The 20,387-nt window shown below is 36.0% G+C and carries 18 protein-coding genes and 1 pseudogene; 7 read left to right on the top strand and 12 right to left on the bottom strand.

Features of this window, described 5'->3' with window-relative positions; translation table 11 throughout:
• Positions 1-9 precede the first annotated feature (9 nt).
• The 7 genes from LS66_RS01190 to LS66_RS01160 all read right to left on the bottom strand — a co-directional run bounded on the left by LS66_RS01190 (position 10) and on the right by LS66_RS01160 (position 8,748).
• Positions 10-1,269: an SGNH/GDSL hydrolase family protein gene (locus LS66_RS01190; RefSeq protein WP_236096946.1), complete on the bottom strand. Its 1,260-nt coding sequence runs from the start codon at positions 1,267-1,269 to the stop codon at positions 10-12.
• Positions 1,260-2,582, bottom strand: coding sequence for an SGNH family hydrolase (locus tag LS66_RS01185; RefSeq protein WP_052057502.1), 1,323 nt, complete (start codon positions 2,580-2,582; stop codon positions 1,260-1,262). The genes LS66_RS01190 and LS66_RS01185 overlap by 10 nt, the downstream gene beginning before the upstream one ends.
• Positions 2,583-2,624: 42 nt before the next feature.
• Positions 2,625-4,037: an MBOAT family protein gene (locus LS66_RS01180; RefSeq protein ID WP_034367987.1), complete on the bottom strand. Its 1,413-nt coding sequence runs from the start codon at positions 4,035-4,037 to the stop codon at positions 2,625-2,627.
• A gap of 174 nt (positions 4,038-4,211) precedes the next feature.
• The gene (locus tag LS66_RS01175) at positions 4,212-4,880 is read right to left on the bottom strand and encodes a hypothetical protein (protein WP_034367985.1); all 669 of its coding nucleotides are present in this window, start codon (positions 4,878-4,880) and stop codon (positions 4,212-4,214) included.
• Positions 4,881-4,993: 113 nt separating this feature from the next.
• Positions 4,994-6,286 carry an NTP/NDP exchange transporter gene (locus LS66_RS01170; RefSeq protein WP_034367982.1) on the bottom strand — a complete coding sequence of 431 codons (1,293 nt, stop codon included), beginning with the start codon at positions 6,284-6,286 and terminating at the stop codon, positions 4,994-4,996.
• A gap of 13 nt (positions 6,287-6,299) precedes the next feature.
• Entirely contained in the window at positions 6,300-6,686 is a 387-nt protein-coding gene (locus tag LS66_RS01165; RefSeq protein WP_011115927.1) for a MerR family transcriptional regulator, read from the bottom strand.
• 85 nt (positions 6,687-6,771) lie between these two features.
• Positions 6,772-8,748: a methyl-accepting chemotaxis protein gene (locus LS66_RS01160; protein WP_138091801.1), complete on the bottom strand. Its 1,977-nt coding sequence runs from the start codon at positions 8,746-8,748 to the stop codon at positions 6,772-6,774.
• A gap of 266 nt (positions 8,749-9,014) precedes the next feature.
• Between LS66_RS01160 and LS66_RS01155 the strand changes: the two genes are divergently transcribed.
• The 5 genes from LS66_RS01155 to LS66_RS01135 all read left to right on the top strand — a co-directional run bounded on the left by LS66_RS01155 (position 9,015) and on the right by LS66_RS01135 (position 14,091).
• Complete coding sequence (locus LS66_RS01155; RefSeq protein WP_011115930.1) at positions 9,015-9,848, top strand: flagellar hook-basal body protein; 834 nt, start codon at positions 9,015-9,017, stop codon at positions 9,846-9,848.
• 29 nt (positions 9,849-9,877) lie between these two features.
• On the top strand, positions 9,878-11,569 hold the full coding sequence (locus LS66_RS01150; RefSeq protein ID WP_034365951.1) for an N-6 DNA methylase: 1,692 nt from the start codon (positions 9,878-9,880) through the stop codon (positions 11,567-11,569).
• The gene (locus LS66_RS01145) at positions 11,570-12,085 is read left to right on the top strand and encodes an acyltransferase (protein ID WP_201273634.1); all 516 of its coding nucleotides are present in this window, start codon (positions 11,570-11,572) and stop codon (positions 12,083-12,085) included.
• Entirely contained in the window at positions 12,082-12,795 is a 714-nt protein-coding gene (locus tag LS66_RS01140) for a di-trans,poly-cis-decaprenylcistransferase (RefSeq protein ID WP_034365948.1), read from the top strand. Before LS66_RS01145 ends, LS66_RS01140 begins: the two co-directional genes overlap by 4 nt.
• Before the next feature lie 81 nt (positions 12,796-12,876).
• Complete coding sequence (locus tag LS66_RS01135; RefSeq protein WP_011115934.1) at positions 12,877-14,091, top strand: malic enzyme-like NAD(P)-binding protein; 1,215 nt, start codon at positions 12,877-12,879, stop codon at positions 14,089-14,091.
• Here the strand turns inward: LS66_RS01135 and LS66_RS01130 are convergent.
• From LS66_RS01130 to LS66_RS01115, 5 genes and pseudogenes are all read right to left on the bottom strand, one after another.
• Positions 14,041-14,325 carry a hypothetical protein gene (locus tag LS66_RS01130; RefSeq protein WP_034365945.1) on the bottom strand — a complete coding sequence of 95 codons (285 nt, stop codon included), beginning with the start codon at positions 14,323-14,325 and terminating at the stop codon, positions 14,041-14,043. The genes LS66_RS01135 and LS66_RS01130 overlap by 51 nt on opposite strands.
• Before the next feature lie 57 nt (positions 14,326-14,382).
• Positions 14,383-14,523 carry a hypothetical protein gene (locus LS66_RS10040; protein WP_161594725.1) on the bottom strand — a complete coding sequence of 47 codons (141 nt, stop codon included), beginning with the start codon at positions 14,521-14,523 and terminating at the stop codon, positions 14,383-14,385.
• Between the two features lie 11 nt (positions 14,524-14,534).
• A pseudogene (locus LS66_RS10440) lies at positions 14,535-15,072 on the bottom strand (DUF3226 domain-containing protein).
• A 1-nt stretch (position 15,073) separates the two neighbouring features.
• Positions 15,074-16,096: an ATP/GTP-binding protein gene (locus tag LS66_RS01120; RefSeq protein WP_034365943.1), complete on the bottom strand. Its 1,023-nt coding sequence runs from the start codon at positions 16,094-16,096 to the stop codon at positions 15,074-15,076.
• A gap of 35 nt (positions 16,097-16,131) precedes the next feature.
• Positions 16,132-17,739: a saccharopine dehydrogenase family protein gene (locus tag LS66_RS01115; protein WP_034365941.1), complete on the bottom strand. Its 1,608-nt coding sequence runs from the start codon at positions 17,737-17,739 to the stop codon at positions 16,132-16,134.
• A gap of 144 nt (positions 17,740-17,883) precedes the next feature.
• Here LS66_RS01115 and lpxD point away from each other — a divergent pair, with 144 nt between their 5' ends.
• Together lpxD and LS66_RS01105 are read left to right on the top strand one after the other, a co-directional pair.
• A complete protein-coding gene (gene lpxD / locus LS66_RS01110) occupies positions 17,884-18,864 on the top strand; it encodes a UDP-3-O-(3-hydroxymyristoyl)glucosamine N-acyltransferase (RefSeq protein ID WP_034365939.1) in 981 nt (326 codons plus the stop codon).
• Positions 18,865-18,901: 37 nt separating this feature from the next.
• Positions 18,902-20,281, top strand: a complete 1,380-nt coding sequence (locus LS66_RS01105; protein WP_034365937.1) for a serine/threonine protein kinase — start codon at positions 18,902-18,904, stop codon at positions 20,279-20,281.
• Positions 20,282-20,387: the final 106 nt, after the last annotated feature.

The following is a 20,387-nucleotide window of genomic DNA, read 5'->3' as shown; positions in this document are numbered from 1 at the left end:
AGGTCTGTTTTATTGCAGTTTATTTAGCTCATAATAGAGCTTATCAGCCACAAGCTTATAGCCATTAGGTAGCAAATGCACATCAGCTTTTGCTAAATTTGCCTCCTCCCATTTCTTTTTGCCCCCACTTTGATTGATAAAATCCTCCATATCAAAAAGCAATGTTTGCTTTTGTTTAGCAAGTTTAGCAATAGCAGTTTTTACTGCAGGAGCGTTTTTTGTTATCCTATACACAGCTTTTTTACGCTTTTTGGCAGAAACTTTTTGCACCACAGGTGGCGGAGAGATGAGCAAAATACTTGCTTGCGGGTTGCTCTGCCTGATTAAATCAATAAATGCACCATAATTTTTTAAAAAAATACTCTCATTAAAATTATCATATAGCGCATCATTTGACCCATAACAGAGCACAACCAAATCCGCAGGAAGCATACTCATTTGATGCTTTAAAAGTTCTTTATCCCATTTGAGCCAAATATCAGAACGAGCACCATTTATGCCAAGATTTTCAACAATATTATTTACACCCTGTTGCTCATAAATAAAAAACCCGCCAAAAAGCACCTTTTCATTGAGTGCGCGAATATTGATAGGATAATGCAATTTAAGAGGGAGAATCTGCCATATAAAAGGGCGTTTGGCATTAATAATAAATCGTTGATTCTTAGCATCTTCAATGATAATAGCTTTTTCTTTATTGGGTGCTTTGAAAATAATTTTGCTTAGCATTTCTTGTGTAGATTGTGTTTGCAGCGTGAGTGTAATATGAGCAGGCAATTCCACAGGTTTAGCTACCACTCCGCCCATAGGATATTCATCAAGCTCGTGCAGACGGGAATTAAGTATCTCAAAATTATTGCTTTCATATTTAAGAGTGAGATTTTGATGATAATTAGGATACATTGGATACACAAATCCAATTGAGTGATTTTTAAAAAGTAGCCCACGCAAACGATGAGAAATAAAATCCCCTGCAATATGAGAATCTCCAAAGATACGAATGATAAGATTCTCCCTTTTTTTGAGTTTTGCTATAAGCTCTGCGGGTGATTGTTGTTGATAATTTATAATACCACTCGTGGATTCTAAGAGTTTTTTACTCTTTGGTATTATTGAGGGCTTTTGAACTTGTTTTGGCTCACTCAATTCTTTGGCAATAGCCTTAAGAGGATAATCCACGCCTTGCGATAAGCAAAAGCTTATACATAATCCTACTAATATCCTCCATATCCACATCTTAAGTTCTCCTAGCCCCTGTTTTACTCCCACAAATGCTCCTTTATTTGATACTCTACATCTTGTGCAGGCAAAGAATGTATTGAATCCTCTTGCACATCTAACTCTTTGACTTGTGGGATAATCTCAAGTGCATTGAGAAAAATATTTGCCATAATTTGATAACCACGCGCTGTAAAATGCACACCATCATCAATGCGCACCTGCACACTCTTGCCATTTGCATTTTTGATAAAAGCAGAATATTTCCCTCCTTGAGTAATAATGCCATTACTTTGCAAAAAATACTCGCCCTCTTCTTTTACAACGCGTTCATACAAACTATTCAAATACACAATCTTATCATTGAGGGATTTTGAGCTTACCGATGGCACTTCATACCACACTACTCGAGCACCATAGCTATGAGCGACATTTAAAATCTCCTCAATGCGTTGGATATAAGTCTCCTCCCAACGCACGCTTTTAAAGGAAATATTTTTCATACCCCAAGGATCATTTGCGCCCAAAAGCACAACTACAAGGGCAATATCAGGGTTTTTAGCAAAAGTATCTTTAAGGGCTGCCTCCCAATTAAAATAATGTTTGTAAGTTAGTCCTGTGCTATGTTTGCTAAGATTTATCCCGCGCAAATTCACTTTTTTAAAAGTTTTAAGCACATAAGGTGCCACTCCTTGCATCATAGAATCTCCAATAAGCAATACCGATGAGCCCTCATCAATAGGTATGCGTGGATTATTTATCGGACGAATAGGTGTATAACTTTCTTGAGCGGTGGAGCTTGGCTGTTCAATGGGTGGCTTTTTGACAGGTGGTGGTATAGTTTGAGTAGTTTGTGCGGGTGGATTTACAGAAATAGATGGAGTTTCAAGAGGCGGCGTCTGCAAATACTCTGAATCTGTAGGCAAATGCCCTATATCTTTGGGCGGAAGGGACTTGGTAGATTCATTAGAATTTTGTGAGGCAGGATTCTCATTGGCGTGCAATTTGGGGTGAGATATGGGAGGATTTTTTGGTTTGGGCTTAGGGTGTGAAGTATTATTTGTATTATGCTTGGATTTTTTTTGTTGAGAATCTTTATTTACAGGTGCATTCTTTTTATTTTGCTTATCGTTTTTTTCTTGTGCAAAAGTAAGATTATCAAAAGTAAATATATTCTTGCGCACTTGTTCAAGTGATTGTGTAAGATTATCAGCATACACAAATAGTGCATTATCTTCAAGCATAATACGTTCATACAATCCACTCAAAACCTGCACAAAAGGATAGGGGGATTCTGTAAAATTATGGTATTGTTGCTCAACGTAGATAATAATTGAGCTATGCAATGTAATCAAAAGTTGCATAAGAGTTGCAAACGCGATAAATACAAATTTCGCCTCTTTCACTTAAAAACTCGCATAGATAAAATTAGGTATGCCAGAGGGCATCATTACAATAATGAGCGTAAAAATAATGCTAAGCACAAAAGGTTTTATGAACCACGGGATAAAGCTTAACATCTTTTGACATAAATTCATACTCCCACGCATCAATGGATAAAATATAAAGATAATAAAAAACCCGCCAAGCGCCCATAGAGTATATTGAGGCAAAGGAAATGTAAAATTTTGATAAAACGCAAGAAAAAAGCTCTTTGTCTCATCAAGCGAATGATAAAAAAAGAAAATCCAACAAAAACTCACAAATATAAAAGTCAAAAATGAACCTACAAAAGGTAGAAAATCAAAGTTTATACGCAGAGCCTTAAGACAATTAAGCCATATTATCCCAAATCCGTGTAAAAGCCCCCAAATGAGAAAATTCAAAGTATTTCCGTGCCACAATCCAGAAAGCCCAAAGGCGATAAGGACAAAAAATTGTGTGCTTATAAACCCTCTTTGATTTCCACCAAGTGGGATATAGATATAATCCCTTATAAAAGTAGAGAGGCTTATATGCCACCTATTCCAAAAATCTTTAAGATTCTTCGCCATATAAGGCATATTAAAATTAGGGGGCAAACTAAAGCCCAACATAAGTGCAAATGCACTTACAAGGTGAATATAGCCGCTAAAATCACAATAAATCTGCACACTATATGCCAAAATACCACTCAAAAGCTCAAGGCTATGATATTCAAAGGGTGCACTTAGGATTGGTTGAGAATAGATGCCAAGATAATTTGCGATGAATGCCTTTTTGATTACACCAAAAAGCACAAGTGTAATAATCAAATCAATAGAACCAAAAGCACGCGATGCGTGATATTGCGCAAAGAAAAACTGGCTTCGCATAATCGGACCTGCGAGAAATGTAGCAAAAAATGAAAGATAAGTCGCTAAGCCCACGAAGCTTTCGAGCGCAGGATTACCTTCTTCATAATAAGTATCTCGCACAAGATTCTTACCTGTTTCATATACGCAGCGCAAATAAGTAATGGAAGCAAAGGTATAAAAGCTAAGCCCTAAGGGAAAAATAACATCTACCTCAAAAAAATCAAGTCCCATAAATTCAAGCAGTAAATCAACTTCATCTTTGATGCTTGCATAATATTTAAAAAAACAAAGAATAGCAATCACAAGACTTACACAACCAAGAAAAATAAAGCGGTAGCGGGTGCTATCAATAAAAAGTGCAAGAAAATGCACAAAACAAGTATAACAAAATACCACTAGTGCGAAATATGGGCTAAAAAGATAAATAACACAATAATTAAATGCTAAAAGCGCAAGATTCTGTAATGTGTGGGATTTGATTAACCAATAGAACACAAAAAATACAAGGAGAAGCAAACTAAATTCAAGTGAAAAAAAACTCATACTCCTGCGCTATCCTTTTGTGTGGAATCTTGTAGTGTTTTTTTGAAATTACAACTTACTTGTAGCTTCATTATCGCTAAAAATTATAGCACACAAAGCTAATCCTGCTTTAGCAAAAGTAGGTCAAAAGATTTTTATGAAATCTCAAATATATAAAAATCTGTTACAGATAAATCATATTGCAAAAAATTGCTCTTCAATCTCATAAGGCAGTGAAGCTAAAAAACTCTCTCCTCTTTTTTGCCTTAAGGCTTCTTTTGTTTTTCTTACCACATATTCCTTGAGGCAGCTTTTTTCATAAAGGCTATCATAAACTTTTGGAGAAAAATAGGGCATACTTGTCAAAGTCGCTGCGCAAATACGCTTTTTGAATGGAATTTTAAAAAGAGTTCCACCAAATTTTGTATGTGTATATGCCCCCAGTGGATGAATAATAAATTTATCAGGATCACTTAGAGGAATTCGAAAATAACCAATGGAAAATCGGCTCAAACCAACCTCTCCAAAATGAAAAAATCTCTTATGCAAGCGTCCATATCGCCTAAAGTCCATACCTATACCCTTTGTAGTAATATATACCCTTTGTTTGCGCCAATAAAGAAGATGAAAAAATGGCAAAATAAGGGATAGAACTACCATACAAATACCAAAGAGTAGCCTCTTTATTTCAAACGGAGGAATAAATAAAGCCAAAAGGAAAGACAAACCAAAAAATGTAAAAAAAGATAATGTGATATAATCAAGAAAACTTACTTCGTGCTTGGCTTCAAAGATGAGATTTTCATCATTAGAAGTTTTGTCCTTATGATATTTATAATGTGCTAAAGCCAAAAGTGAAAACACTTATCCCCCTAATTGCATTAAGAAATGGAGTAGTATTATAGCTAAAACGCATTATAGAATCCACACAAACGCTACTTTTACTTCACGTTATGGTATTGATTAGAGATAGAGTTTCATTGCTCTGTTTTGATATAAAACTTATTCTGTTGATAATATCTGCCCAAAATGCTGCCACATATCCCCCATACAAAAGAAATAAACGCGCCAATAAGCAAAACACACATAATTCCCACACTCGCTAATAAGCCCTCAATTTGTGCAGAAAGTGCGTCCCCGCCACGATACACTACCGTGTCTAAAAAGTTTTTCACTTTATATTTAGAATCTGCATCTAGTGGCACAAAGAGCATTTCGCGTCCGGGCTTTACTAAAGAATACTCGCCTATACGTCTTATACTCATCACTATGGCAAGGGGTAAAAAAGCCGGGTGAGTAAAACTTAAGATGATAAAACCTACACACATAAGAAACCCAAGTGTTGAGAGGAGCATTTTTATGCCAAAAAATTGTGCAATTTTAGCTGTGAAAAAGATTTGAATGATTAAAGAAAAGCTTTGCACGATTAAATCAATAAATGCAAAAGCAGCAGTTCGCGCTTCACGAGTGGGGAAGACTTCTTTAATAATGCGTGCTTGTTCCATATATAAAAATGTTGAGACGCTTGTAAGTAGTATAATAAAAGCGCAGAGCATTAAAAGATATTTTGATTGCATAATAAGCTTAAAACCGATGAAAGGATTCTTTGCTCCTATGGGGTGATTAAATTTTGCAATAAAATGCTCTTGTATATGCAAATGCACTCCTGCTTCTTTTATCATCATATTTTTAAGCACTATCGCACCTATAAATAAAAGGATTGAGCCAAAAATAAGAGAACTTGGCTCTAGTTTTACAGAGAGAAATCCCACACTTGCTGCACCCACTATACTTCCTAAACTTGCTCCTGCACTAATAATCCCAAAAAGCCTTTGACTCATATCCTTATTAAAAATATCAGCAAGCAAACTCCACGCTGTGCTAAACACGCAGAGATTAAAAATGCTTACCCATACATAAAATCCCCTACAAAGCCACAAAAAAGCAGTCGTGTTTGGTTCAAAATAACCCATTGCAGCATAAAAAAGCAAGAGATTGAGTGCAAAAAATATCAAAATCACATCAATATAAAATTTCTTTTTAATTCTTGAAGCAACAAACATTATGAGTATTGAACACAAAAGTGCAAGGATAAAAGTTGCTAAAAAGAGCCATTTTAGCTCATCTTGTCCGCCTTCTAATCCTAGAGCATCACGCAAAGGACGTAAAATCGCATACGAGCTAAAAAGCATAAAAATAAACAAAAATGAGTAAAGCAAAAGCTTTAACTCCTCTTGCTTTAAGCTAAAGATTCTATAAAATAAGCTCATTTTGCACTTTATACTATTGGACTAAGCATTTTGTAGGATTGGCGCAGTGAAGCTCCTCATAAAACTTATGCTTTTGCTCTAAGACTCTTAGAATCTCTTGCGTTTTTGCCAAATCCGCCTTGACATACTCTATTTGATTTTTTACAATCTCCTTGCGCTCACCAATTGTGCTTTCTCCCTGCATATACAAATCCATATAAAGCTTGATAGTCTTTATATCCATTTTAGTTTGCCTAAGATACTCTATCCAACGCAAAGCTTCTATATCCACTTCACTAAAATAACGCACATTGTTTTTATCGCTCTGCAAAAAAGGAAATAATCCTTTTTTAATCCAAAATCGTATCTTTGTAGAGGGAATACCGGTTTTTCTCTCTACTTCTATGATAGTATAAGCCATAATTTCACCTTGATATTTTAGTGATATTATAAAACCTGATACCTAGTATCTGTCAAGAGGTAAATTAAGATTTTTTCAAAATCCCTTAAAATTTCTTTGTATTTATATCTCGCAAGATACTTTCTGATATATTTTTCACGGAACTAGAAATAGTTGCTGTTTTATTGGCTATTTCTACATTCTCATGAGTGCTAGACATAATATCACCAATAGCACTATTTATCTGCGAAATATCTGTAGTTTGCTCTCTAATAGATTCTCCCATATCATTAATACTTTGCACTAAGAGATTTGTATTAGCTTCAATCTCTCCTAAGCTCTTTTGAGTTCTCTCAGCTAATTTTCTTACTTCATCTGCAACAACAGCAAATCCTCTTCCGTGTTCTCCTGCTCTTGCAGCTTCTATTGCTGCATTAAGAGCAAGTAAGTTTGTTTGATCTGCTATATCTCTAATGATACCTGTTACATTCTTAATATCCTCGCTCTGCTGCGTAACTTCAGTAGTTTTATCAGAGACACTATGCATTGTGCTTGTGAGCTGGTCTAAAGAAGCTGCTACTTGCTCTAAAGAACTCGCTTGAGAGTGAGAGCTTTTTGTCAGAGAATCCACCGCATCTTGAAGATCAGTGCTTTCATTAGAAAGAATATGAGCAAATTCGGCTCTTTGTTTGAGCATTTTTGTTATCTCATCACCCAAAAGATTAGCTGTTACTTCCATATGTCCTTTAGGGTCATCAATTCTTATTGTAAAATCAGAATCTCTATAACTCTCAAAAACACTATCAAGCTTATTTAAATCTGCGGTAATCTTGGTCTCTAAAAGCTCCAAAAGCCTATTGAGACTTGCTCTTAGCTCATTAAGCTGGGGGTTATTTGAAGTAGCTTGCACACGCACAGAGAAATCCCCTTGCTCTACATTTCTACATACTTCAAGAGATTCTTGGACGACTTTAGAATCTTGTTCTAAGAACTCTTGAGTAATTTGGATATTTTCATTTACAGAGCGGGCAATGACATCAAATTCATTTTGAGATTTTAGCGACTTAACAGGTAAAAGACAAACTACAGAAGCTTTATAATTGATAAAGTCAAAAAAGCTCTTTAAATTATCTTGAATGCCTTTGAGTGGCAAAAGCATTTTATTTATAATAAAGCCTAAAGTTAAAATAACGACTAAAATACTTAAAAGTGTGCTTATGATTTCCTCTTTTAAAAGTCTATTTGCAGAATCATTATAAAAATGTGATTCCATAATAGAGCAAACCATACTAAAATTCCCAAAACTACTGCACACAACTTTTTTCTTTAAATTATTATCGCCTTGAACTTCAAAAAGACTATCGTTTTTAAGCAAGCTTGGATTTAACTTTATAGCTTGTGAGATATTTTTACCTAAGACCGTCTCTGTACCAATTTTACTCACATCAGTATGCAAAAACACTAAACCTTCTTTGCTATAAACATAACTTTGTATATTCTCTGATGAGCCAATAGGCAAAACAGAATCTATAAGTTTTGATATTGAATCATCTGTGGCAATAACCCCTAAAAATTTCTTATTCTTATCATACATTGGCAAAGCATAACTCAAAGAGAGATTCCCACTTGAATCTACATAAGGAGGTATAATAGCAAAATCTCCTCGTTCTTTAGCCATTTTATACCAATTTCTCTCCTTGACATTATATCCAGTTTCAAGAGAGAGTATTTTCCCATTTGAGCGGATATTCTTACCACTCTCCTCCAATCCCACATAGGTTAAATCAAGCCCTGCAGATTGCCTTAATATCTCAAAGAAATAAATCATTTCAGAATCATTTAAGGAGGTTTTAACCAACACATTACTTGCTGCAACAAGCACTCTTTTTTGTCTTTGAGCATAATTTTCTAGTGCGTTTAAGAATGCGTGGTTGGTTACAATTTGTTGCATTTTAAGGTCTTCGTGTGTGAGTGTTCTAAGATTATAATAACTTATACAACTTGTTACACCCAAAATCAAAATGATTATGAAAACAACAAAAATAGTAAGCTTTTGCCTTACCGTTCCATTAAAAAGTCTCATAATACTTGTTTCCTCCTTTAAAGTTATAGTAAAATTATAAGCTCTATGTTGTTAAACTAAAATCATTAGAAAATAACGAATAAGTAAAATCGGACTATAATAAAAAAACTATAAAATCTAACTTTAATTTTTGCCCAAATTCTACAAAAAAAAAAAAAACGAAAATTTGCCTATTGTTTTTTTATATTTTTGATTTATATCAAAATAAAATAGAAAAGGAATATCTTTTGCTTATAAGCATTTAGAAATTTACACAAAGGGGCTTTATGCAAAGTGGATATTATAATACCACGGGCGGTATGGTAACGCAATTTAACCGCCTTGATTTGATTTCAAATAACCTTGCTAATCTCAATACCACAGGCTTTAAGCGTGATGATGTTGTCATTGGCGACTATCTAAGACTTTTTGAAACACATAAAGAGCAACTTCCCATAGAAGACCACACACGCAAAGCTGCTAAATTCCTCAATCGCACAATGGATAGAGTGCCAATTATTAGCGAAGAATATACTGATAGAAGCATAGGAAGTCTTGCACAAACAGATAATACGCTTGATTTTGCCTTGCAACATCAAAATGCTTTTTTTGTTGTAAAAACCCCTGATGGAATCCGCTATACACGAGATGGAAATTTTCATATTGACGCTGATGGACATATTGTGAGTAAAGAAGGGCATCTTGTGCTTAGTCGCGATGGACTAGAAGAGGGAGAGGGTATTTCTGTTCCCACAGGTATGCACCTAGAGAGCGATAATAGCGGTAATCTTTATTTAAGAAATATTAATAATGACGCCATTGCGGAGCAAATCAATATTGGCGCACTTGCCGTAGTGGGATTTGAGAATCCGCGTTATCTTAAAAAAGTCGGTAAAAATTTTTATGAATATCCAGAGGAACGTTTGGAAGAACGCGATATTTTGCAAAATAATGGTATCATTGCGCAAGGCTTTTTAGAAAAAAGCAATGTCAATGCCGTGCAAGAGATGACTTCCCTCATTGAAACAAATCGTCTTGTAGATATGTATTCTAAGGTAATGAAAAGCCATATGGACGAACTTAACGCAGAAGCCATTACCAAACTTGCAGTGCGCGCTTAAAATTGATTCATTAATAATATGGAGTATTTATGCAAGGACACAGCCAAGCAATTAAAGAATTGCTGAACTGCTTTGAATACATTAAACGTTATCACACAGACATACTTGATTCCATAGCTATTATGCTTGAGATGTTTTGGCTTAAGCGGCATTCCCCTGCATTTATTCAATCCCTCATTGCTCTTGCTGCCAAACGAAAGCCTATTTATGAAGAATGCACAAACGCGTTAAAAGATGCGCTCGGAGAGGAGCTTTATATACCGCTTAACCCTCATTCTAATGTATTGAAGATTCTCAAAGTCATTATGGCAAATGATACTTCAAATCATACAATAGAGGAATTTTTGCATATTATCACGCAAAAAAAGACAACGCATAAGCTGTTTTCTTACTCTACCCCACTTGAAATTAATGAGCTTCTTGTAGGATTGCTTGATATTAAAGAATCTCAAAGCATATATAATCCGTGCTATGGCACAGGAAGCCTATTTTTTGCGATTGCTAATTATGCACATAGTTTTGAGCTTTATGGCGAAGAGTTAGAATCAAGCTTAGCACGGATCGCTAAAATTATTTGCAAGATTTTAGATTTAAATACGCAACATTTGATTTTAAATAATATTCTCAAAAATGCTCAATTTAAAAATCAAAAATTTGATAAAATCATCTGTAATCCACCACTTGATAGTCATATAGGCACACAATTTTTAAAAGAGGACGAGCGATTTGCCACTTATGAAGCACTTATTAAAACGTATCCTGAGCTCCTTTTCTTAATTCATTCGCTCTCGCATCTTAAAGATAAAGGTGTATTTATCCTGCGCACACAAACACTACTCAAATCCTCACTTGAAGGCAGACTAAGAGAAAAACTTTGCGAAGAAGGCTTAATAGAATCTATTATTGAATTGCCAAAAAATATTTTTCCTCATCAAACACACGAATTTTCAATTATCGTGCTCTCTCCAAATAATCGTGCAATTTTACACATTAATGCAAATGCACCACATTTTTATCATAAAGATGGCAAATATAACCGCTTAGTTAATCTTAAAGAGCTGCTTAACATTTATAGACATAAATATGTTGGCACATATTCCTCCCTCACGCCTTTAAGTGAAATTGACCCACACGATTTGCGCGTTGCGCGTTATATCCAAGAACCCCAATCTAGCAGAAAAAATCATACGCTACTAGGCACACTCAATATCAATGTATTCCGTGGGCAACGCGTATATGGAAGTGCAAAAGATGAGAAAATTACTTATTTTGATTTGGGCATTGCTGATTTTATGGATTTTGGCTTTTCTGATGAGCTTTCCACCCAACGACTTAAAGGCGATAAAAGCAAGATTGAAAAATATCAGCTTAAACCTTATGACATTGCCCTATCTATTCGTGGCACGACACCTAAATTCACTATTTTAAGCCCAAAGCTTAAAAATAATAAGGTAGTAGCAAATGCAGGCATTATCATTATGCGCTCTCCTACCCCAGAAATTGCCATAGGACTTTATTGTTACCTTTTCTCAACGCAAGGGCAAAAAGCACTTGGCAAGATTTATGAGCGTAATCTTGGTAGCATTAATCCACCTGATTTAGAGCAACTCGCTATCCCCGATGATTTTTGTGCTAATGCACAAGAAACTTTCAGGCAGATTCAAAGTTATGCAAAAGAACTGAAAGTGCTTCAATCTAAACTCCAAGCATTAAGGGGCTAAATGCAAGAACTGAAAGTGCTTCAATCAAGCTTTACAAATATCACTTATGGGAAAAATGTTACATTAGTGCAGCCAAGTAATCTTTATGGTTGCACACTTGAAGATGATGTGTTTGTGGGTCCATTTTGTGAAATTCAACGCGATGTATTTATCGGCAAACGCACGCGTGTGCAATCTCATAGCTTTATCTGCTCTCTCGTGCAGATTGGGGAAGATTGTTTTATTGGGCACGGCGTGATGTTTATTAATGATAGATTCTCACTTGGCACTCCCGCTCCAAATGCTACAATGTGGGAGCATACACGGATTGGAAACCGCGTGAGTATCGGTTCAAATGCGACAATTTTGCCTGTATCTATTTGTGATGACGTAATCATCGGTGCGGGAGCAGTGATTACACGCTCCATTACGCAAAGTGGATATTATGCAGGGAATCCTGCACGTTGTATTCGCCCACTCAATCCTACTTTTACGCCAACACAATCGCCCAATCCAAACACAAAAGATAATCAATGAAGCCCTCTTATCCACAGCATATTGCAGTGATTATGGACGGCAATGGACGTTGGGCAAAAAAACAGGGTAAAAAACGCACACAAGGGCACAAAGAAGGTGCAAAAATTGTCCGAGATATAACGCAATGGTGTGCAGAAAAAGGGATTCCATATCTCACGCTCTATGCGTTTTCTACTGAAAATTGGAAACGCCCCAAAATTGAAGTGGATTTTTTAATGAAGCTTTTAGAAAAATATTTGCACGATGAAAAACCAGTGTATATGAAAAATCATATCCGATTCCGGGTCATTGGAGATATTAGCGTTTTTAACACACGCCTTAAAAATGCTATTTTAGAGCTTGAACACGCCACGCAAAACCACACAAAACTCACGCAAATTCTCGCTCTTAATTATGGCTCTCGCGATGAAATTGCGCGCACTTTTATTAAACTTGCTCATACGCTCACCCCGCACACTCTTGCATCGCTTACAAGTCAAGATATAATTTCTATGATTAATGCCAACCTTGATACAGCCACGCTGCCCGATGTAGATATGCTAATACGAACAGGTGGCGAAAAACGTATCTCAAATTTTATGCTTTGGCAGGCAAGCTATGCCGAACTTTTTTTCACACCTACTTTATTTCCTAGCTTTGGTAAAAATGAACTTAATGCTATGCTTGAAGAATTTTTGCAACGACAGAGACGATTTGGGGGCATAGAATAATATCTTTATGTTTTATTTGCAAAAAAGTGCTAAAACTTCGCTGTATATAACCATATCTTCTATAAAAATTAAGGATATATAATGGATTTACAAACTCTTAAAAAAGCCTATCCCAAAGCTCTACCTTACCACATTGGCGGCAAAGTTGGTATTCAGCCTCGCAAAAGATTACGCTCTATTGATGAACTAGGATTAGCCTATACACCCGGCGTCGCTGTGCCTTGTAAGCAGATTGAGGCTAATCCTTTAAGCGCATATGATTACACTTCAAAAAGCAATCTTGTCGCGGTTATTAGCAACGGCACAGCAGTGCTTGGACTCGGCGATATTGGAGCTATGGCAAGTAAGCCCGTTATGGAGGGAAAAGCCATTTTGTTTAAAACTTTCGCAGGAGTTGATGCCTTTGATATTGAGATTAACGAAAAAGATGTAGATAAATTTGTCGCTGTAGTTAAGGCGATTTCGCCCACATTTGGTGGCATTAACCTAGAAGATATTAAAGCTCCAGAATGCTTTGAGATTGAGCGAAGACTCATTGAAGAGCTTGATATTCCTGTAATGCACGATGACCAACACGGCACAGCAATTATTTCTACTGCGGGAATTATCAACGCCTTGCACCTTGTGAATAAAAAAGCAAAGGATATTAAGGTTGTCGTATTTGGTGCGGGAGCTGCAGCTGTGGCGTGTGCAAAAATGTATAAAGCATTTGGCGTGAAAAATCTTGTAATGTTTGATTCTAAAGGCGCAATTAGTGCGAATAGAACCGATTTAAATGATTTGAAAAAAGAGTTTATCTGCCAAGAGAACTATGCCTCATATAAAGACGCGCTTAATGGCGCAGATGTAATGCTTGGGCTATCAAAGGGCAATTTATTAAGCGGAGATGATATTAAAGGAATGAATGAATCTCCCCTCATTTTCGCACTAAGTAATCCTACGCCAGAAATTATGCCCGATGAGGTGAAAAAAGCACGTCCTGATGCAATAGTCGCCACAGGACGCAGTGATTTCCCCAATCAAATTAATAATGTGCTTGGATTTCCCTACATCTTTAAAGGTGCACTTAAAGTGCGTGCGAGCAAAATTAACGAAGAAATGAAATTTGCCGCAGCTTATGCAATCGCTAATCTTGCACGTGAGCCAATCACCGAAAAACTTGAAAAACTTTTAAAGAAAAAAATGAGTTTTGGCAAAGAATATATTATCCCCTCTGCCTTTGATGAAAGACTTGATGATGTCGTCTCAAATGCCGTAGCAGATGCAGCGATAAAAAGCGGCGTGGCACGGGTGTAAAGCAAAAAAACGAACTATTTTATATCGGGTTTTTGTGGAACTTCCCATTTTCACAGGCTCAACAGGATAATTATAGTGAAGTATGAGTTTGAGAAAACTCAAGGTTTGCACTTGCTCTTCGGGATTGGTATATTTGCGTTTTTTGCTTTGATAGGTATAAGTAACATATTCTTTATTTTCATCAAAAGCAATCAAGCCTTGCTTAATCCCTTCTTTAATTAATTCTTCTTGCATTATGCTTTAACCTCCTTGATTTTCCAACCTTACAAAGTAATAAGATAATTTTTGCCCTTAATTACACTTTAATCCACAATTAATAAGTAGATTGCTAAAGTCGCTCTTGGCGGTGTTGCCTTTATGAAAGTCTTTGATTTTCACGCCCAAATAACAATCCTCTAGCTTAGAATAAAATGCTTTTTTGTAATCTATCATTCTACTTGTCCTCAATCTTTTATGTCTAATAAAAAGTTTTTGAGTGGTTGTAGATATTCGCTCTCGCAATCTATCATATCGCCATTAATTTTAAAATCCTTGATTCCATTTTTAAATCCAAAACTATGAAAATAAGCATAAGTTTTAGATTTTGTGGCAGGTAAGCAAATATTTTGATTGTTATCTTTTAATTTTTGCATACATTCCTTGTAGTTATCAAAGCATTTTAAGATACATTTTTCTCTTGCTACATTTTCTAATAACGTTTCTAAATTGCCACTATCCTTATTGTTTGGCATAAGAAAAATTGTTATCCATATCCTTTAATTGTTTTACGATATTACTCATAGAACCTTTAATATCAGCATCTGCATCAAAAATAATTTTTGTTTTATTTTTGTTAATCTTTGATTTGAAACTTTTTAAATTATCTTTTCCATTGGTAGCAATGATTTCAATTGCATTTTCAGTGGTTTTACATGAATATAAAGATTCCAAATATGCCTCTATAAAACTTTTATCACTTATTCCTTCTACCAAAATGAGCATACTAATCCCTTATCTCGCTATTGCAATTAACATTAATAATAAAATCTTCCTGCGAATATCTACCCGCCTGTATATTAGAATCTTTATCTATGAATACATTAAAAACAGCAACACTTTCTTTGTCTTTATTTTCAAGTAATGCACTCAAATATTTCAAAAGTTCCTCATTGTGTGTTGTAATAAAAAACTGAACATTATTGGAGGCTTCTAAGATAGCTTCCAATAACAAATCAATACTCTCAAAATGTAATCCATTTTCTATTTCATCAATAAATATATATTTCTTATTTTGTAAAATCGATAATATAATTGCAACATATTTTTGAAATCCTGCTCCCATTAATTTAAGGCTAATTACATTATTTAAATTTTCCTTTTGTATCACAACTCTGCTATCCAAAAAACTAATTTCTTGAATATTGCTAGAAAAATTTTTAAGGCATTTATTTAATACTTCTTTGTTTGTTTTGTTTGATAAAATTGTCTCCAAGTTCCTTTTTAGAATGTTTTCATAAGAATTGCTTTCATTAACAAAATCAGCTTTTTCTGAATTAATTTGATTGTTTTCAAAAGAGGTTAAATTAGCTTGAAAATGAATTTGAAATGGATTTGGAAATGTCTTTGAGATTCTCATTGTTCTCTTGCTTTGGGACTTATGGTATTCAAGACTCATTTCATTAACCCCTTTATCTTTTTGCTGTGAGCCATCAATCATAATATTTGTATAGTGATTATTACGACAATGTATTTTTAACTCTTCATCGTCATTTGTTAATATAATCTGATTGTTTAAATCATAATCATAAAAAAAACCTTGAAAGCAATCCTTATCAACCACAGTTTTTCTAAATTCTAAGATATTGGTTATTGCATCTGGGTGTTTCGACAAATACAAATACAAAGCCTCCAAAATCGATGTTTTCCCTGTATTTGGTTTGCCCACAAAAATATTCACATTTGAAAATCCTTCGAGCTTTAATGCTTGTATCCCTCGAAAATTTTCAATCTCAAAATCTTTTATCATACATTTCTCCTTCAATATATTTTAAGTATTATAGCTTATCTACATCTAAATTCAAATAAACTCCCTCGCCCGTCCTCTAGCACTTTAGATTCTCCATTAGATTCTATTTCTAGCACCACATAAGGAAGCCCTTGCTTGTTTAGCTCACTCATAAAGAAGTCAGGGTTGTTTTGTTCCATATTCCACACACCCGCACCGCTTTTAGAATCCACACCTTGCGCCTCGCCACCTTTTGGCATATCCTTGTTTGCCTCCAAACGCTCGGCATTGTAAGATTCCTTTAAATCCGCAAATTCTAGGGTTGTAGATGAATTTTTGAGGTTGTGCGAGGTAAGCGAATGAGGTGTATTAGACATACTCCGCAATGAAGTGTCCGATGTACTCCTCAAAAAGTCGCTACAAACCGAATTTGCGCCTACGCCCCATTTACCCTCGCAGATTAACTTCGCCCCAATCATCGCAGGCACACCTGTGGTATAGCTCACACCTTGTGCATTCACTTCCGCGTAGCATTTCTCGTGCTCACACACATTATAAATATAAATCGTGCGCTCCTTACCCTCTTTCACGCCCTTAATGTAGCAACCGATATTTGTCTTGCCCTTTGTGCGTGAAGCTAGACTTGCAGGGTCGGGCAAAAGTGTCTTTAACACTTCTATTGGCACGATTTTTTGCCCCTTATGCTCTATGCTATCCACGCGCAAAAGCCCGACATTCTCCAAGCACTTCATATGCGTGAGGTAACTCTCGCCAAAAGTCATAAAAAAGCGGATTCTTTTTAAGCCCCTAATATTACGCACAAGCGATTCTAGCTCCTCGTGATAAAGCAAATAGCTATTTTTCACACCCACTTCGGGATAATCCCACTCTTTCATTAGCGCAAGGGGTGGAATATCGCGCCACTCACCATTAAAATATGGCTCATTTTTCAAATCCTGCGTGTTAGATTCCAATTTAAAATGCTTCTCCTTAGCCTCAAATTTGCGATAAATGCTATCACGCGAGAGGTCAAAGTTTTGTGCATATTGACTTTGAGAATCTTTTACCCAAAATCGCGCCTTGGAGCTTACCTCACGCAAGTTTATCTCGGGATTAAAATTTGTTGCAAAGGCGTATCCGTGGTCTCCTGCGTTGCAATCCAAAATATCAATGCTATGAATCTCATCAAAATAATGCTTCTGCGCATACGCACAAAAGACATTTGTAACGCCCGGGTCAAAGCCACTGCCAAGCAAAGCAAAGATTCCAGCCTCTTTGTAACGCGTGTCATACGCCCATTGCTCCTTATACTCAAAATGCGCAGAATCGGGGTGCTCATAGTTTGCAGTATCCAAATAATGCGTCTTTGTACGCAAACACGCCTCCATAATCGCCAAATCCTGATAAGGAAGCGCGACATTTACCACAAGCTTTGGGCGGTATTTATTAATCAAAGCCACAAGGGATTCCACATTATCCGCATCTACCTCATCAATCTCAATTTCACCCAAGCCTTTAGTGCGGATAGAATCTGCGATTGCCTTGCATTTACTCAATGTGCGTGAAGCTAAAATAATGCGTGAAAACACCTCGCGATTTTGCGCCATTTTGTGCGAGACAACACCCCCTACACCGCCTGCCCCAATTTGTAAAACAACAGCCATAATCTCTCCTTTGTATGATATCATCGTTACTTTATACATCATTATACACCAAATCCTTGAATCTAGCTAAATTTCACCGCTACAGCCCTAGATTCTGTAATGTTTATGTTATGATTACATTTTATCTTTAGCCAAAGGATATGTATGCTTCTTTCACTTGCCATAGATACCGCATTTAAAGGCTATCTTAGCCTACAAAATACCATAGAAAACGATTTTGAATTAAATGGCATTGCCCCTTTAGAATCTGCCACACCCACACAAATAAGCTATATAGACCAAGATAAATACTTGAGTAATCTTACAGATTCTCAAGCGGGTGCTGTTTTTATCCGCCCTCACTTGCTTGATAAAGTTCCTTCGCATATTCAGCCTCTTGTAGTAGAGAATCCCCATCTTGCTTTTGCCTTGCTTTCACAGCTTTTTGCTGCGCCTTGTTTCACGCTCACCACTCAAAATCCCCGTGCAAATAATATTCAAATAGGTGCAAATGTCGTTATTGGCGATAATGTCAGCATTGGGGAGCATAGCATAATTATGCCAAATGTCGTTATTGGCGATAATGTCAGCATTGGGGAGCATTGTAAAATTTATCCTAATGTCGTCATTTATCGCGATAGTATTATTGGTAATCGTGTAAATATCCACGCAGGAAGCATAATAGGCTGTGATGGCTTTGGCTATGCGCATACAGCAGAAGGAAAACATATTAAAATTGAACATAATGGGCGCGTTGTTATAGAAGATGATGTGGAAATTGGTGCAAATAATACTATTGATAGGGCTGTATTTGGGCAAACGCTTATAAAGCAAGGGGCAAAAATTGACAATCTTGTGCAAATAGGGCATAACTGCGTGGTTGGAGAGCATACTCTCCTTGTCTCACAAGTAGGGCTTGCTGGCTCAACTACTACCGGGCGTAATGTCATAATGGGCGGACAAGCTGGCACAGGAGGACATATTCATATTGGTGATTTTGTGCAAGTCGCTGGACGCGGAGCAGTAGGTAAAAATCTCCCTCCACATACCAAATGGGGCGGACACCCGCTTATGGAACTCAATGAATGGATGAAATTCTATGTTTCATTGCGTAGATTGATAAAAAAAGATTCTAAAAAGCTATAATGAAACTAAAAATATCATTGTCTTAAAAGGATACCGAATGAACAAATGGAATAACTTTGATACAAGCTGGATAATTTCTCTTTTTGGAACAGCTGTGGGTGCTGGGATTTTATATCTGCCAATTAAAGCAGGTGGAGGGGGAATCTGGCCTGTAATAGCAATGTGTTTTATTATATTTCCTATGGTTTATCTTAGCCATCGCGCACTTAGTCGTTTTGTATGTCAAGCAAATGGTAATGATAAAGATATTACATACGCCGCTGAAGAATATTTTGGTCGCAATGTAAGTATATTTATCTCAATTCTCTATTTTTTTGCAATTTTTCCTATTTGTCTCGCATATTGCGTAGGCATTACAAACACATTTGAAAGTTTTATTTATCATCAGATTCTCCCACTTGTCAATGAAAATCACCCGGCAGTTGCTCCACTTGGGACTTTAGCTGGATTTATACAAGACATTTATTACGACCCATATAGTTTTCTCCACCAAAGCGAATCTGGAGCACTCCTTAAACTTAAATCTGAAAATTATGCTACTTTGCAACCATTTTGGCGAGCTGGGCTTGTTTTTATCTTGGTAAGTGCTTTTATGCTTATTATGCTTTTTAGTGAAAAACTTATCATAAAAGTGTGCCAATGGCTTGTATATCCTCTTTGTGCTATTTTATTTATATTTTCACTCTATCTTATTCCCCAATGGAATCTTGAAAGCATTACATTTGTACCCGATATAGAAGATTTTTTGATAATTGTATGGCTTACACTTCCCGTGCTTGTATTTTCTTTTAATCACTCTCCGGCTATTTCTACCTTTGCGCTAAGTGCTAAGCGCGAATATGGAGCAGATGCTATCATAAAATCAGATTCTATACTTTTGCGCACTTCAATTATGCTTCTTGTCTTTGTAATGTTTTTTGTCATCTCTTGTGTACTCTCTCTTACACCACAAGAGCTTATAGAAGCTAGAGCACAAAATATCCCCGTGCTCTCATATTTTGCCAATAAACTTGATAATCCATTGATTTCCTATGGTGGTCCTTTGATTGCATTTTTGGCAATTTCTAGTTCATTTTTTGGGCATTATTTTGGTGCACGTGAGGGTGCATATGGCATTGTAAGGAAATGTTGCAAAATTGCGGGAAACAAAGAGCCAAATCTCAAACTTATTGCAGCAATATGCACATTTGTAATGTATGTTATTATGCTTATTACTGCCTATATCAATCCAAGCGTTTTAGGATTTATTGAGGATTTAGGAGGTCCGATTATTGCAGCTATCCTTTTTCTTATGCCTATCATTGCTATTTATAGCGTATCTAAGATGAAACAATTCAAAAACCCAGCTCTTGATGCTTTTGTCTTTATAACAGGGCTTTTAACAATATTTACTATTACTTATAAGCTCATATTGTAAGATATTTATGTGGATTCTTGATTCTCTAAATGTGTGATATTAAACACAATAAATTTATAGCACACATATATAATGCCAATCCACAAAATAAGCATAAAAATTGAAG

Origin of the sequence: Helicobacter sp. MIT 03-1614 (assembly GCF_000762925.2) — a bacterium.
In the GTDB taxonomy this organism is placed as follows: Bacteria; Campylobacterota; Campylobacteria; order Campylobacterales; family Helicobacteraceae; genus Helicobacter_C; species Helicobacter_C hepaticus.
This window is presented reverse-complemented; position numbering and strand designations above follow the sequence as displayed.